The organism is Bacillus sp. PS95 (assembly GCF_037963565.1).
Classification (GTDB): Bacteria; Bacillota; Bacilli; order Bacillales; family Bacillaceae; genus Bacillus; species Bacillus subtilis.
In genome coordinates this window covers 1250650-1265504 of record NZ_CP150160.1, presented here as the reverse complement: position 1 = coordinate 1265504, position 14855 = coordinate 1250650, and the positions used below count along the sequence as shown (strand labels likewise).

The 14855-nt window shown below is 36.9% G+C and carries 20 protein-coding genes and 4 pseudogenes; 11 read left to right on the top strand and 13 right to left on the bottom strand.

Features of this window, described 5'->3' with window-relative positions; all coding sequences use genetic code 11:
• Nucleotides 1-14: 14 nt before the first annotated feature.
• Nucleotides 15-335, bottom strand: a complete 321-nt coding sequence (locus NSQ12_RS06730) for a hypothetical protein (protein WP_225910704.1) — start codon at nt 333-335, stop codon at nt 15-17.
• A gap of 128 nt (nt 336-463) precedes the next feature.
• On the opposite strand from NSQ12_RS06730, the gene NSQ12_RS06725 reads away from it, so the two are divergent.
• The 4 genes and pseudogenes from NSQ12_RS06725 (at nt 464) to NSQ12_RS06710 (ending at nt 1827) form a co-directional block, all read left to right on the top strand.
• Nucleotides 464-703: a helix-turn-helix transcriptional regulator gene (locus tag NSQ12_RS06725; RefSeq protein ID WP_033881587.1), complete on the top strand. Its 240-nt coding sequence runs from the start codon at nt 464-466 to the stop codon at nt 701-703.
• A 121-nt stretch (nt 704-824) separates the two neighbouring features.
• Nucleotides 825-1034 (top strand): annotated as a pseudogene (locus NSQ12_RS06720) (hypothetical protein); the annotation flags it as partial.
• A gap of 42 nt (nt 1035-1076) precedes the next feature.
• On the top strand, nt 1077-1364 hold the full coding sequence (locus tag NSQ12_RS06715; RefSeq protein ID WP_033881589.1) for a DUF5316 family protein: 288 nt from the start codon (nt 1077-1079) through the stop codon (nt 1362-1364).
• A 157-nt stretch (nt 1365-1521) separates the two neighbouring features.
• Nucleotides 1522-1827, top strand: a complete 306-nt coding sequence (locus NSQ12_RS06710) for a hypothetical protein (protein ID WP_033881586.1) — start codon at nt 1522-1524, stop codon at nt 1825-1827.
• Nucleotides 1828-1873: 46 nt separating this feature from the next.
• Here NSQ12_RS06710 and NSQ12_RS06705 read toward each other — a convergent pair whose 3' ends face one another.
• On the bottom strand, nt 1874-2332 hold the full coding sequence (locus NSQ12_RS06705) for an SMI1/KNR4 family protein (RefSeq protein WP_014479498.1): 459 nt from the start codon (nt 2330-2332) through the stop codon (nt 1874-1876).
• Nucleotides 2333-2334: 2 nt separating this feature from the next.
• Nucleotides 2335-3969, bottom strand: a pseudogene (locus NSQ12_RS06700) (T7SS effector LXG polymorphic toxin); the annotation flags it as partial.
• Here NSQ12_RS06700 and NSQ12_RS06695 point away from each other — a divergent pair.
• The 6 genes and pseudogenes from NSQ12_RS06695 to NSQ12_RS06670 all read left to right on the top strand — a co-directional run.
• Nucleotides 3970-4216 (top strand): annotated as a pseudogene (locus tag NSQ12_RS06695) (RNase A-like domain-containing protein); the annotation flags it as partial.
• 16 nt (nt 4217-4232) lie between these two features.
• On the top strand, nt 4233-4523 hold the full coding sequence (locus tag NSQ12_RS06690; RefSeq protein WP_085187936.1) for a contact-dependent growth inhibition system immunity protein: 291 nt from the start codon (nt 4233-4235) through the stop codon (nt 4521-4523).
• 91 nt (nt 4524-4614) lie between these two features.
• Nucleotides 4615-4807: pseudogene (locus tag NSQ12_RS06685) on the top strand (hypothetical protein); the annotation flags it as partial.
• A 52-nt stretch (nt 4808-4859) separates the two neighbouring features.
• Nucleotides 4860-5159, top strand: coding sequence for a contact-dependent growth inhibition system immunity protein (locus NSQ12_RS06680; RefSeq protein ID WP_038428798.1), 300 nt, complete (start codon nt 4860-4862; stop codon nt 5157-5159).
• Nucleotides 5160-5588: 429 nt separating this feature from the next.
• On the top strand, nt 5589-5933 hold the full coding sequence (locus tag NSQ12_RS06675) for a YolD-like family protein (protein WP_339176289.1): 345 nt from the start codon (nt 5589-5591) through the stop codon (nt 5931-5933).
• Between the two features lie 4 nt (nt 5934-5937).
• Nucleotides 5938-6126 (top strand): hypothetical protein, encoded by a 189-nt coding sequence (locus tag NSQ12_RS06670; RefSeq protein WP_339176287.1) that lies wholly within the window; start codon nt 5938-5940, stop codon nt 6124-6126.
• A 26-nt stretch (nt 6127-6152) separates the two neighbouring features.
• Here the strand turns inward: NSQ12_RS06670 and NSQ12_RS06665 are convergent, their stop codons facing one another.
• Entirely contained in the window at nt 6153-7166 is a 1014-nt protein-coding gene (locus NSQ12_RS06665; RefSeq protein ID WP_180950484.1) for a type II TA system antitoxin MqsA family protein, read from the bottom strand.
• 59 nt (nt 7167-7225) lie between these two features.
• Nucleotides 7226-7549, bottom strand: a complete 324-nt coding sequence (locus NSQ12_RS06660) for a hypothetical protein (RefSeq protein ID WP_101864212.1) — start codon at nt 7547-7549, stop codon at nt 7226-7228.
• Between the two features lie 539 nt (nt 7550-8088).
• Here NSQ12_RS06660 and NSQ12_RS06655 point away from each other — a divergent pair.
• Complete coding sequence (locus NSQ12_RS06655; protein ID WP_339176283.1) at nt 8089-8925, top strand: hypothetical protein; 837 nt, start codon at nt 8089-8091, stop codon at nt 8923-8925.
• A 130-nt stretch (nt 8926-9055) separates the two neighbouring features.
• Here NSQ12_RS06655 and NSQ12_RS06650 read toward each other — a convergent pair whose 3' ends face one another.
• From NSQ12_RS06650 to NSQ12_RS06615, 8 genes are all read right to left on the bottom strand, one after another.
• The gene (locus tag NSQ12_RS06650; protein WP_339176281.1) at nt 9056-9868 is read right to left on the bottom strand and encodes an N-acetylmuramoyl-L-alanine amidase; all 813 of its coding nucleotides are present in this window, start codon (nt 9866-9868) and stop codon (nt 9056-9058) included.
• Nucleotides 9869-9920: 52 nt separating this feature from the next.
• Complete coding sequence (locus NSQ12_RS06645) at nt 9921-10184, bottom strand: phage holin (RefSeq protein ID WP_153952053.1); 264 nt, start codon at nt 10182-10184, stop codon at nt 9921-9923.
• Nucleotides 10185-10199: 15 nt separating this feature from the next.
• Nucleotides 10200-10469 carry a hemolysin XhlA family protein gene (locus tag NSQ12_RS06640; protein WP_074794633.1) on the bottom strand — a complete coding sequence of 90 codons (270 nt, stop codon included), beginning with the start codon at nt 10467-10469 and terminating at the stop codon, nt 10200-10202.
• A gap of 72 nt (nt 10470-10541) precedes the next feature.
• Nucleotides 10542-10769 carry a hypothetical protein gene (locus NSQ12_RS06635; protein WP_339176278.1) on the bottom strand — a complete coding sequence of 76 codons (228 nt, stop codon included), beginning with the start codon at nt 10767-10769 and terminating at the stop codon, nt 10542-10544.
• 13 nt (nt 10770-10782) lie between these two features.
• On the bottom strand, nt 10783-10950 hold the full coding sequence (locus tag NSQ12_RS06630; protein WP_339176276.1) for an XkdX family protein: 168 nt from the start codon (nt 10948-10950) through the stop codon (nt 10783-10785).
• A gap of 18 nt (nt 10951-10968) precedes the next feature.
• A complete protein-coding gene (locus NSQ12_RS06625) occupies nt 10969-11100 on the bottom strand; it encodes a hypothetical protein (protein WP_302480628.1) in 132 nt (43 codons plus the stop codon).
• A complete protein-coding gene (locus NSQ12_RS06620; protein ID WP_339176271.1) occupies nt 11090-11476 on the bottom strand; it encodes a hypothetical protein in 387 nt (128 codons plus the stop codon). The genes NSQ12_RS06625 and NSQ12_RS06620 overlap by 11 nt, the downstream gene beginning before the upstream one ends.
• A gap of 16 nt (nt 11477-11492) precedes the next feature.
• Nucleotides 11493-14840: a phage tail spike protein gene (locus tag NSQ12_RS06615; protein ID WP_339176269.1), complete on the bottom strand. Its 3348-nt coding sequence runs from the start codon at nt 14838-14840 to the stop codon at nt 11493-11495.
• Nucleotides 14841-14855 lie beyond the last annotated feature (15 nt).

Sequence of the window (14855 nt, the reverse complement as noted above, 5' to 3'; positions counted from 1 at the left end):
TGTCAGTATCCCCTTTAGTATGTTTTGTTTTTGTCTAACAACTGAAAGCCTTCTAATGTAATTAGCTCTCGATTATCAATAAGTGCATCCCATAAGGTTGTGTGAAGCAGTTTATCAACTACTGCATTAGTCAGAGTGACAAGACTTTTGTATTGAATATCTTCGGCCAAGAAATCTGAATGAAGCCTATCGTACAGCCCATCCCCTCTTTTTAAGACTTGATATAGATGAACTTGACCATCTTCACCAGCTATTGCGAACTGCTTATAAAAGAGTATTGCGGGTAAATTACCTAAGTCTTTTCTGTGGATGATTATGTGTTTCAATATTATCACCTCTTGTTAATCTCTATTTGTTTAACTCCTTGTGTTAATAATATATCATCATTTGTTTAACGTCAATCGTTAAATCGTCATTATTTTTTGCGTTGGTTTGTGGTATTATTATTTGGAGGTGAATACTTTTGATCAAATTTAAATTAGATAAACTATTAGAAAAACACGATAAATCAATGTATTGGCTTTCTAGAAAAACAGAAATAAGACCAAATACTATTAGTAAATGGGTTAATAATGAGCAACTGAGCGAAGAAGAAAAAGTAAAATCTATAAATGTTGAAGCGTTAGACAGAATTTGCAAAGTGTTAAATTGCAAACTGGAAGATGTTATTGAATTTGTCGAGGATGATCCTAAAGACTCTTAAGCAAAAGTATTGCTTTTATTTTTTAATTCGTTAAACAAAACCATTGAAATATTCGATTGTCGGAATTTCCGACAATCAAAAGTATTGCAATAGCTTTACACTGTACGGAGAGGTGAACGGGATGGAGAACAATATGCTTCAAGCAATATTGGATGAAATAAAGAAAATTGATAACAAAATTGATGGTGTGTCATCTGAATTAAAGTCATTTAAAAAAGAGATGAATGAATTTAGAGAAGAAACAAAGAAGGAATTCAATCAGATTAACGTTAAATTAGACAGACTTGAGGAAAACCAACCTCAAGATATTACAGCTCATCTTAAACAGCTGTAGAATGTAGATAAGAAGACTGGTGTGAAAAGGACGATTACAATGAAATTTCTAGGTTTAGGACTAATTCTAGCAATAATTGAAGGAGTTATTGGATACTTTTTCAGAGGAAGTGTATCTTATGAAACAGTATTTGGTACAGTATCAATCATTTTAATAGGTATATCCGTTCTAATTTCAGGTTTAGCAGTAAGTGGAGACCGTCAGCGAGCAAATCATCATTCTGAAACAAAAGAACACAGACAGTTTAGAATCAAAAATACTTTAAACCTCATGATCACAGCAATACCCTCTATTGTTGTTCTTATTTTCTTACTCAGCACAAAATAAAAAATCTTAATAAACGAGTGTTTGAACTTGATGAAAGATTGAACAACTGAGTAAAATTGTGAGAAGTATGTTCGAATAATCTACTCTGACCGAGCTCCCACATTTTTCATTTGGTATGTGCTATGCTTTTTACATACCAAATAAAGGGGGCTTTCAATTGACAACTTCTCATGAAATTTCTGTTTCTGTAGGGAATGAATTTAGGCGTTCCAAACACTTTAAATCACGTAGGGAAGCGTGTAAATTCCTTGAAAGTATTAGATTAAAGTTTGAAGATAAAGAGGTATTTCCATGGGATGAGGAATTCCCACGATTCAATGTGTATCTAAAGTATTGTCATAGTCACCTGGGGAAAGTAAGAAAAGGGATAATGGCACCACTTGGTACGCCTCATAGCCATTTCCCTGCAGAATTAGAAAGTGAAATATTGACGTTTATGGAAGAAGAATACCTAAAACGATAAATGAAAAACCCCTTCACATTTTTGTGAGGGGGTTATTTCGTTCTTATTAATCTTCCCAGTCTTCATCTTCTTCCCAGTTCTCTTTTGCTTCTTCAAGCTCTTCCATAAAAAACTGCAAAAAATTATCTGCAACTGTGTCTCCATAACCAGCTTCGTTTGCCCAAACAATTACTGGACATTCGCCGTTTTCCATCTTATTTGTATCAAGACAATAAGAAAATTCATCTACATACTCTATTACGATAATACCGTCACTTAAATCATAATGAGTTCTATATTCCTCAGTAACTGTAACAACTCTTGCAGAAACTTTGCCATGACCAAGTATATTTACCCCGTAAATTCCACCTGAACCATACTTATTTAAAAACCACTTATAACTCTCGGGAAGTTTTACATTTAAACTGTTTTGTATCTCTTTTATTTTATCTTCACTTATTCCGCCTGTGAAATCATCATCTTCAGCGTTTTCTTTAATAAATTCTTCAATTTCATGATAAGTCATTGTTACATCTCTCCTTTCTCAAATTGGCTCGCTCTCCATTTCCAATATCTTCGTTGGAAGCTTTTATACTGATTTCGCAGCTCTTTGTCATTTCTAAAACTCTCTCCACCTTTTTTCAATCCATGAAGAACTTTTTTATTATTTTGATGCACTGAAGCCGGAATTTCCACCATCGTTCCTGGCTCTTCTTGAATTAAGTGATGCAAGTTGATCTTTGTGCCGTCATTAGCAAAAGGAGCGTCACCTTTTTTCATGAGTTGTAAATTTGTTTTTCCACTTTCAGTATCAACTTTGTTTATATCAATATCTTTCAATGTGTATACTCTACGACTCACATCTTTGGTTTTACCTGAAGCTTTTACCTTCCCTTTAACCTCAAAGGCACCATACTTTTCTTTATTTAACCAAGGGAGATTTATTTCCTTACCTGTAAATGGCTTTCTTGTTTCATCTAATTTCTTAGCAAGCTGAAGCAACCTGTCTTTTGCGCTCACATCATTGATGACATTATAAGGCATGCCGCCTGCTACAACAACATCATCTCGCATGACAAACGGTTTAATTGCTGTTAGTGGATCAGGAGTTTCATCCAGTTTTTTTGACACTTTTTTGACTGTCGCTTTTCCGGCAGTTTTTACTCCTATTTTAGCAACTGAACCAGCACCTTTTAAAGCAAAGATGTTTACTGCTGCACATGTAATCCAATGAGCTGTTGATTCTGCGTCCCCGTTCTTTACGTCTCTAATATAGGAGGTTATTATTGCATCTTTAATTGAATTAAATGTGGAATCATAGTGATAAACTGCGACTGCAGAATTAATAAGCATGTCGACAGGATGATTGTGTGCCATATAGTCTAATGTTTCAGCTGTCATATCATAAAGAGCTGTAACAGTACCTTTGGCTCCAGCCATTAGCTCACGTGTGTTTTCAATCTGTGTGAAATATCTTTGTTGATCTGCTGTTAGATTGTCATAACCAATGGTTTTGGCCATTGAATAGAATTCATCTGCATCAGCAAAGTCGTAATTTTTCAGTCTTTCCTTCAGCTTCTCGATTTCCCGTTCTTTTTCTTCCTTCTTCTTAATCGTCAAATAAGCTTCAGTACGTTTTTCAATATCGCCTTTTTTCTTATGTATGTCACTTTCTCTATACGCTTTGGCATTGTAGTGAATTGGTGTAGCGTTCTTTCCTTTGCCTGTTGACTCCTGCAGCTTTTTAAAATCTTGCTGAATGAATTGTTCGTTAGGCTCTGTTAGTGCATATTCAGTTGTTAAATCATCATCGACTTCTCCAATTTTATTAATTGTTTTTTCGCGTTTCTTATCTGCACTTGCAAGTTCATCTTTAAAGTTTTCTGTTGAAAACAAATCAAGTGGTAGGATATCGTCAATATCGTTCAGAATGTCCTTCATTGCCTTCTTCTGTTCGGACATAATAGCCTTTGATTTTTTATAAGCATTAGCTAGTTCATGCTCTAAGAAAGACTCCTCGACGTATGCATCTGACAAGCTGGCTTCCTCTATAACTCCAGAGATACTTGTAAGGAAAGCAATTTTCATGTCAATCAGATCGATCCATTGGTCTGTAACGCCGACATGATCATGATAAAATGCTTTAATGTTGTCTGCGCCCTTAAAGATAGGGCTACTGCTGAGAGAATTGCTAATTCAGTTTTAAACGATCCAAAAAATATAAAGAAAATCGAAAATTGGATTGATGATCCTAAAAAACCTAAATTAATGTTAAGATACAAGGGCGATGGAGAAATAATCGGTAGAAGTGTATCAAGAAATTCAGAACTAGTAGAAAACGTTACAAACGCAAAAATTATACTCAAAAAAGATAACAACGGTAATTCTTACAGGATATCCAACCAAATAGAAAGAGAGGAAGTATCATGGATGAAGGTTATGATTTCTTAGACGAATTAGAAAATTTTTTAGGTGCAACATTTCATCAAGATATCCGATCCCCTGAACACGCATTAGACGAATTTATTGAGGAAATTAGTAAAGAAGGTTTGCTATTTACAGTAAAGTATTGCGAAGAGTTTCTAAATAGCGATCTAACTAAAGAAGAAAAGGAAGACATTATAAAGTGTAATGCCGAAATATATTTCCCGACAATTGGATTACCACCTATAGACTGGTTGAAAAGTGTAATAGAACAACTAAAAGAAGCTATTTAAAAGTGACACTGAAAGGCCCCCATTTTAAGAGGGCTTTTTATATTACTTCAATTTCGCTTTTGTAGCTGGTTCATAATAGCCATCGATACCTGAAGAAAATACAATTAGTTATCTAGAAAATTGTAATAAAGAAGATTTATATTGGATCAGTGAGGTATTTGAAGATTTAGCTGATAGTTTACAAAGTAAAGAACTTATTAATTGTTTAAGAAAATTAGATGAAAAAATACCCTGACTTAGAAATGACAAACGATATTGATATAGCAGAAAGTTATATAGAATAAGATTCCACCATTTCTCAGATTTGAAGTTAACATTTCTTGGCGGTGATAAGTAATGATTGAAATCGAAATTTATGAACCTGTATTTCAATTTCTAGGAGGTATATTTCATCAAGATATAGAAACTCCAGAGTCAGCACTGGACGAATACTTAGAAGAGATTCCAAAAGAAGAGCAAGAAACTGATATAGTTGCATTGAAAGATTTTATTAACAGCGATTATTCGGATGAAGAAAAGAATGGTTTTATCGATGAAGCTGCTGACGGAGTGGACGTTCTTAGTTACGGCGTATCTCCAATCATATGGCTCGAACAAGTTATTCAAAAAATCGAAAAGAATATTGAAACTGTATAATCCATTAAACCTAGCATAGAAACAGAGCTGATTTTGAATTCACTTCAAAATCAGCTTAAAAAACTTCCGTCCCCAACTCGATGAATGATGACAAAATCAATAAATAAGCAAAGTAAAAAACCCTTGCTGCGCAAGGGTTTAAGCTATGATTCCGACTGGGCTCGAACCAGCGACCTCTACCCTGTCAAGGTAGTGATTACCTTATGAACTGTTATTTTTATTCCTGACAAATACTTATCCATCAAGGGTTTTCATAATGGATGTCTGATCCCTTCTGAATAAAAATATTAATTGTTGGCAGGTTTGGGCAACAACTCGCCAACAATTTCCCATTTAAAACCAATGGGTAAATTCACAGACTTACCAACATTTTCTCCATTGATAAAGGAACATTTGTTCGCATATAATTTATTCAAGGAGATGATCGGAATGAGTCAAGAAATTTACGACAAGAGATGGGAACAAAAATTCATATTGCCTGAGCAAAGGGTTGCCCTTTTAAACAGAAAGAGAGAAGTCCAGAAGATTGAAAAACCCATTCTTGATGAATACCAGCTGGAGGAGATGGCACGCACTATTTGCGAAGCGATGGAATTCAACTCGGTTCTGGTCATCAGTATATACAGAGAGGGCTTTATCGAGGAAGTAACAGGGCACGTGCATTACATAAACGAAGTGAAACAGAAGCTACATGTGAAGGATTTAAAAGGGGATACATGGTTTATTGCACTTGATTCTCTTTTATCCGTTGGAAATGATGAAGTTGGGAGATGATCAAATGACTGATTTTGAACGGAAAGTATATCTGATCATAGTGAACTTGCAATTATATGGAAAGAACCCAACCTTGAATGATTTGAAAAGGAAAACAGGAAAGAGTGAAGAGGATATTCGTGTTGCAGTGAAAAGCCTTTTGATGAAAGGTGAATTGAAGTGGGATAAATTGCAGAAAAAGTGGATAATATAAAAAGCTCACCTTAATAATGGTGAGCTTTAATCAATTAAAAGCGTTTCTGCATGATCATAAGAAATTACCTGAAATTCGCCTGTTTCTTTCCAGGCATCTTCCTTATGTGAGAAATCACTTATTTCTCCAGAGCCATAATCTATGAAGAATTTGTCTACCTTCTTCAAAATATCGTATTCATGTTTATCAAAGATACTTTCATTGAAAGACCCCACTGATTTAATTTGGTTAGCAACATAATTACCGTTAATCTCATATGTTACTTCAATCAGTTTATTTTTTTCTAGCGTTGATAAAAGTAATTCATAATCTTTAGGTACTGGTCCATATTTAAAACGAACATAAGGCATTCCAGTTATAGATAAAGTATTATGTTTAAAATTTAGATAATCCGAATAAAATAACAACTTCATTAATTTAGTTTTCTGCACCCCTTGTTGAGCAAAGTACAAAATCATATTTATTAGTTTCTCTATATTAAAAGGACTATAACCTGATTCAATAGTTTTTTCATGTATTTTATAATTTATTTGAATAGTTTCCAATAGGCTTTGCTCTACTTCGCGTTGATCTACACAGCTGAGTTTACTTTTAATCTTCTCCTGCTCTTTATCATTAAATTTATACATCCTTTGCTTAAAAAATTCATCTAATTTCTCTGGGTTTTTCTTTAGTTGCAAATATATATTCATATGTGATGAATCAGGAATATACTTACCTGATTCATATCGTACTATTGTAGACTTGCTCCACCCTAAAATCCGTGAAAATAAGTCCATAGATAAACCGTATTGTTTTCTAATATTTTTTATTTCATCAAGAGGCAACCCAACTCGCTCAGTATAAAGCTTAACCAATGTATTCATTGTTTCATTATCTAAAGTTTCATCGTATAAGTCTTGATTACACGTTTTACATTGCAAAACTCTCTCCGTAAGATCGAATGTCTCACCTTTGAAAGTATATGTAGTGGGACGTTCTACAATTATGGTTTCAACATCTTTATCACAGACTTCACAATACTGAATTTTTGTTTTCACCATAGTGTCCTCCATTGTTAATTCTCCCCCGTTTTTCATCATTTACCCAATTGGTGCTCTTACCAATCCTTATGAAAGGATAAACAGACACATCCACGACGTTTATCGATTTTCATTTTGATGTATACCTGATCACCGTTTACATCTTTTTTGAAGACCCAGATTACTTTACCTTCATGCTTACGGTCAACATCAACGATTGGTCCCGCTACACAATGATTTGGTGTCAAAGTTAAGGTTTCATTCCACACCTGACTAATTTCTGTCAGACCAATATCCATTAGTGCTTCAATCCACTTAACCTTTTTTCCTGATGGATGATCATAAGTCCGTTTTATGAAATCTTTTTTGCCGCTGGAGATTAGTCGTTTAGCTTCTTTCAAAAAGGATTTAGAATCATTATTATGCAGAAGCTTTCTCCCCCAGTGACATTGTTATCTTATTTATATTATATAGTAATATATAAAGGGTATATACCGAGTATATACAATACCGGTATCAATTGATACCATTTTGACGCGAAAAGTTTCCTGACAGGAAATTTTTTTGTCGACATCTTTCGACAAATGGAAGAGATTACAATGGAGAACTACATAAATTATAAACTTTATAAGAAAAAATGGAAATAACTTAGTGAAAATTCTCTATAATCTCTTTTATTTATAGGTAGCAAAAGTATTACATAATTATAAAAACCCATTACTTTATACAAAGTAGGGGGTCATTCATCATACGGCCGGCACTTCTTCTAGGCGTTTACCCGAGTCTCCTTCAGTTGTTCTTCACAAGTACCCATGTTTTGATCGAAGTACATGTAAGTATGTTCTTGTCATCCTATTACAAAAATCAAATCGAGATATTGGATATTCTTATCCAGAAAATAAAATACTATCTTTGATGATGTTTCTAATGAGGTGAATGTATGGAATGCCCTAAATCAGCAACAATTTATCAAAAGGTAATTAATTTTACAGCAGCAAATTTCAATTCAGAAGAAGCTGTAATTGTAATTATTAAAGCTATTGCAGAAGATATGGCAGAGAAGAGAAAAGTGGAACAATTAGTAAATGAAATTACAGACCGAATCAACAAAATTATTGACCGCGCATTTTTCGAGCAAAATGCTGCGGATTTAGAAGCACTTCAGGATTTAGTTTTCGACTATGCTGAATCTAATGAAACAGACACTGGGTTGTTAAATCATCTCCATATCTTATCTAGAACCTTGTTTCAAAGGTTCAGGAAAGTGAATTCCATTGAAGGAATTCTTAGTACTATCCTTGCAGGTATTTTATACATGCTTGTCTTAAAGGCGAAAGATAAGGCAGGAATTAACGAAGATGCGAATTTAATCATTCGCGGTAAAGAATTAGGTGTGTTGATTAGGGAAAAAACAGATATTCTGTATAATTCAATAGCGCCTGAAAAAACTCTTGGAACTTGTGTGTCAAGAAATTTCCAAGTTGAACATGAGCCAATAGGTAATGATTTCGTTTTTAAAATAGAAACTTCATTATTTGATTTATTTTTTCCTGGTCGTTACAGGGACTATAGTACAAAAAGAGATTTGCCAAGAGATAATTCAAGTGAAATTAACCCAATGGTGCCAGTAGAGAAAATTTATGAGTTTATGGGAGATCCCGGTCTAGAAAAATGCAATTTAGACCGTGCTTTCATCTCAGAATGTCGTAAACAAGAAGCCGAAGGGCTCAGGGAAAGTTTAATTAGTCTCGCTAAAACTTTTGAACAAATTAATTAGTCTAATGATTTGTCACTGGGTCAATCTTAGAGGATCTGATGAGCCTCACCCACATGCAAAAAAGCAGTCACATAGGTAACCTCACTTTTATTGTGCTCCTCCCAAATAATGGAGGAGCATATTTTTAAAATTAAGACTCCAATTTCGATTTCGTTTTCGGTCCATAGATACCATCAGGATTTAAACCATTCATCAGCTGGAATCGTCGTACTGCGTCCGCTGTTTTTGGTCCATAATAACTATCGATCCCAAAGTTTTTGGCTTTCTTATCCGGGTAGAAATGCAACGCCGACAGGGCTGTTTGAATCTGTTCAACAGCAGCACTGTGCATTAATGGGCTTTTCACCTTGAAAATGCCAGAAGGCAGATTAAAGGATGATTTCTTTTTGCTTGAGCTTGATTTTTTCACCGTTTTGGATGAAGTTGTTTTCTTGCTGGTTGATTTGCCGCCAAGCGATTTTAATTCAGCATCAATTGCAGCTCTGACTTCATCCCAGCGCCCTTCTGACAAGATACGATGCGGGCAATACTTTCCACTCCAATCTTGATGCTTCCGCACACGATCAATACCCCATCCTCGTTCTTTAAGCAGCTGCGCCACAAACTTGATAGCTAACTTTTCAGCAGCGTAGTATTTAGCGCCTCCTGACTTGCTATAGCAAATTTCGACACCAATCGACTTACGGTTCCCGGTGCCGTTTTTACCGTCCCCTGTGTGCCATGCATTGCGATTTAACGGCAATCCTTGAATAACCTCTTTGTCATCAACTGCAAAGTGAAAACTCGTTGAACTGGTGTTTCCGGTCATGTAACTGACCTCGTTAGCAGCTGACGCATCATTCGCTGTATTGTGGATGGTAATGTATTCAGCATCCAAGTAGTTTGGGCATTTTAAAGCGTATTTTGCTTCTGATACAAGATTCTTTTTCACTGCAATTGTCATGAAAATCTCTCCTATTCTGTTTTTGAAATAAAAAGAACCGCCAGCTGGCAGCTCATTTGGTTAGATTGTTTTGCTTTAAAACCGCTTTTTGCTTGTGTCCTTTTGCTGTCACGTAGTTATTTTTGAACCACGCAGCAAGTGTCGTGCCGATTGTGAAGATCAGAGAGCCGGCAGTGTACAGCGCATCTGCCAATTGATTCACCTGTACATCAGTGATATCCAAAGGTGATTTACCGAACATCAGCATTGTTTGGTTAATCAGCGCAATTAAAAGAAGCACCGTCCGGACGACCGTGCCTTTGTCGAAGTTTTTCATTTTGTTTATTCCTCCTTATTTTTGCAAAACGGTATAAAAAATAGCGATTGCTCCCCCTATAATTCCGGTGGAAATCGCTGTAATGATAGCGCCAGTTATTGTGCGTTTGATCCAAGTTGTATTCTCTTCGATCTTGTTGAGTTTTTCATTGAGTGACATGATTTGCTGATCTTGCCTATCTGAGGATCGTTCAAGAGAGCTTACCCGTCTTTCAAGCGATTTTTGCTCTAGTTTAAACTCTGCCATCTCTTTTTGTATTACATTCACATCCGGTACCTCCGTCAATTGTGACATTAGTACGCCCCCCTTTTATCTATTTCATGCGATTTCACCTCCTTTGAGGCAAAATAAAAACACCTACTCGTTTACAGGTGTGATTTCTGGTTCACTTACATTGTCTTGGTCTGATTGTCCTTCATTTAGCTGCTGTATCAATGCATCTCTTTTCTGCGCTGTAAAGGTATACAGGGCCTTATATTCGGCAAGCTCCTTATTCTTTTGATCCAATTCTTGTTGTAATGAGGCAGACTTATAGATTTCAATCTGCAACTGCTCCTGAAGTTGCTCTTTCGTCATTTCTTCCATTCTGAACGCTCCTTTATGCTTGATCTGGATACGCGTCGCCGCGTTCCATAGTAGTGATTTGATCGTATTCTGATTGAGTTATTCTTCCTTTTTCCACCGCTTGTTTCATTTCGATGGTTAAGACAGTGCCATTCCTCCAACAATCCTCAAAAAACCCATACAGTGTGCTTCGACTTTCCATAGGGCTTCCCTCCGGTTATTACGATTGATTCGCCATTAAGACATTGCATACACGTTGAAGATCCAATATTTGTTCTTTTAACTGTTCAACTTCCGTTTTTCCGCTATTTGGGTCTGGTTTAGAGTTTACAACCGTTGGTTCAAGCTTCATTTTTTGTTTTCTCCTCTTCTTTGCATATTAAAATTGTGCCTTCTCTTGTTCCGTCCGGGAACACTTTGACTGACACCGGGAAAGAAATTAGAATGTTACCACCCTCATACGCGCATGCACTTTCCCCAGTTAGATAAGCCTTATTCAGTGATAATGAAGCCGTATCTGTCTCCCTGTTCAAATCCAACCACAGTACATACTCGACCGGGTAAGTGTCATCAGGTGTCAAGTCAAAGTGCGCCTCATCAAGTGAATATGTTTTTCCCTCCACTTCTGCATCGTGCAATACTCCAGCGGTTATTTCTATACCTGTTTCTGTCTCTTTGATATCAGCCGTATAAAACCAAGCAGGGCTATAATATATAGTATTAATCATTGAAGTTCTCCTTTTCTTATTGAGGTTCTACAAAGACAGCAAGCCTTACCTTAAATGTCTTACCAAGAATGACTGTAGAGTCTCCGATACCTCGTATCCATAAACGAGCTGCGGATGTAGAAGATTGACTTATTACCTTAACATGGACATGGTCTGCGTACGCTCCATAAACAGTAGGAAGAATCAAAAATACATTTTCTAAACTTTTTATGTCTAGCATAAGAAAGTCGAATGCGACCCCTGTATAAGCATTTCCTGTAGTAGGCATGGTAACTTCTTGTTCATACAACCTCACAATAGCATTTGTGTTTAGTGCTCCATGCGTTTTTACAATTGACTGGTCAACTTCAATGCCCAACAAAGGTACGTGTGGTGTTCCGGGACTATTCCCGACTCTCATCCTTACTGCGTTTTCTCCACCCGGTGTGAAAGTTATAGGTCCTGAACCGCCGACGACTTCAATATCTATTCCCGTTTTTGCTCTTAACATAATGTTTTTTTCTGCAAACACATTATGAACTTGGTCTACGTGTTGAAAAGTATCAGAACCCATAGTATTAAATGTGAAAACCTTGTTTGCACTAGCCTCAGGGACAAAGCTCCCCATATACATTGTGGTTGCTCCGCCTCTTTTCATGCGTAACCATGCGGAAGATTCCGATCCCTTCAATGCGTCCCAGTCGTTACAATACATTTGTATTTCAGAGTAATCTTTTTGTGTAGTATTTCCTGACATATTTACCGAGGCGTCCGACAATTTCAAATACCGCAAAGGTACGTCTGTTCCCGTTTCTCTACTACCTGTTACCATAGAAATTTGACCACTTGTAATAGTCATTTCGTCATATCTTTCAGATATAATAGTTGAGCTTGATCTATAGTCAAATCGCTGATAAATCTTATTGGCTTCAATATAAGACTTATAGGCAGATGACTCGTTCAACGGTTCAAAGCGCCCGCCCTTAATCAGAGACCCTGTAATATCAATAGCTTTGATTGTCCCCGACGTAATTTTGTCGGCTGACAAACTCCCAATCTTTGCATTGGTGATTGCCCCATCAATAATATGCGCGGTATCAATAATTGCTGTCTTTAAATGTGCTTTTGTTATCGCTGCATTTTGAATTGCTGCAGTACCTACGGCCGCTTCGGCAATTTTAGCCGATGTAATTGCGGCATCAGCTATATTTGCTGAGTTGATGGCAGCATTTTGGATGTGAGCAGAACCAATAGCAGCATTTGCAATAAAATCAGATGTAACTGAACCATCAGTCAAAAGTACATCGAAAGGGCTGAAGGTGTATTCTTTTTTCACAAGACCCCTTCTGATTTGAAGTTTCCGAATAGAAAAAGATCCAGCAGCAGCTACGTCTCCAACACTACCACCCAGCAACAAATGAATAGTGTCGCTTGATAATGGTGATTCGAAAGACAGATCCACACGAACAAATTGATCCGTAGGGTTTTTAGTCAGATCTGAAATACTCGATGTATTAATCAGGTTATTTTCAGAGCTTGAATTAGTGGATCTGAAATTTAAATAAGTTATGCCAGGTATATCACCGCGTTTTAGCTCAAATGAGATCGTATAAGTCTGGCCCTTTACTAAAGAAAGTGTTTTTCTTGGTGATGTGCTTATTCCGAATAAGGCGTTATCCGTTTTCGTTTTAGTTGCTGTTACTTCATTGTGTTCGCCGTTTTTCACAACAGATATACCAGCACTATTAAGACCGTTAATATCGCTTGCTCTTAGCAATGAACCCGGCAAAATATTAGCCTCTGAAAAATCACGTGAGAGCTTATCTGCTGTTACCGCCAAGTCTGCTAATCGATCCGATATAATACCGCCGTACATAATGTCATCAGTTAGAATTCTTCGTGTAGTGGCCGAGAACTCATCTGTAAAATCGCTTGCTGTGCCTCTTGTATTAATTGCTCGAAGACGGTAATACCAAACTTCATTCACACCTGTAAAATGCTCATATCCGCTTGTTTTCCCTCGAAAAATTCTGTTTTCTGACAGAGGTGTAAATCCTTTAATCTGAGAAGCATAAATTTCATAGGCAGCAATATAACTAGATGGATCATAGTCCCACGTTAAGGTGATATTTTGAAACATCGACTTTACTTCAACATTTTTAGGTACTGGTGGCTTTTTATCTGGGAAACTGCCATCAGTCACCTGAACATTTCGGTCAATATTTTTCACTTTATCTTCTAAATCGTCTAGGCGCCTATCAGGTTGATAAACTTCTAAAAATTCGCCCATTTCAACTGTTTTTGTGCCAGCAGGATTTGAAATACTGTATCCGAGGGAGATAACTCGGGATTGAATTTGTATTGGATCGGCTTGTGTATCATCTATAGCAGTCCTGGTATCTCCAAGAGAAATGTGATCAGTCGGAATGACCTTTAGTTCATATGTTGCTTGAGGTTCGGATGCCGTATCCCTCAAATGTTCATATGTTTTCTGTAATAGCTCTTTTGGATCAGTTATGTTTTCATCCTGCCATTGACCAAAAGAGTTTATAAACGCTCCATCAGCCTTTTTGTAGCCGTATTTCTCTTTTGCTCCTGGCAGCTCAATCCACTTTTGACCTTTAGGCTTGTCTGCCGGATCACCGTTTGCAACTTTCCATTCAACGTCTGCAAAATCAATATAACGGGAATCACCGCCATTTTCTGTCTCCACGCTGCCGCCCCACCCATATAGAGCAGAGACGGGATACGCCATTTCAGTGACTGTAATACTTTCGACATTGTAGCCGACTTCGAAACGATCACCTTCATCATTTCCACGCCGCTGCTCAATGTTTACAACCCGTTCAATAATTTTGTTGTTTTCTTCGTCAAAATTGACAGTAAAACGCAGCTCTCCGCCCCATACCTCAATAATTTTAGTAATGGCTTCGTAAGCGCTGATATGATAAAAGTTTGTGGACTGTATACCCGTTTGAGCTGTTACATTGCCCTTCCACCTTGTGCCTTCTAAAACTCTATCCAGTGCATATTGTTGCGTTTTACCGGTTGGCCGTACGTCTTCCACAATAGCTTCCAGCAACTCCATTTCAGCCGGCTCACAATGGGCGACTTTCTCTGCCCCGTTGTCTCCGTTGCCGCGGTCAATTTCTCTAATTTTGAAAAGACGAAAAAAGCCGTCTTCATCTCTGAAAACGACTTGGTTTAGTTTATTTACATGTAGGCTATCTTCGTGTCTTGCGTCACAACTGAAGGAGAATTCTGTACCTTGGTTCAGCTTTTCCACAAACTGATCAGAATGAAAGGTACAGGCATCATCCTCCGCATCACTAGATAGGATTGCCAAAGGGTTATCGTATCTATCTAACACCCACATATCGGCCATATAATCACCTACCTA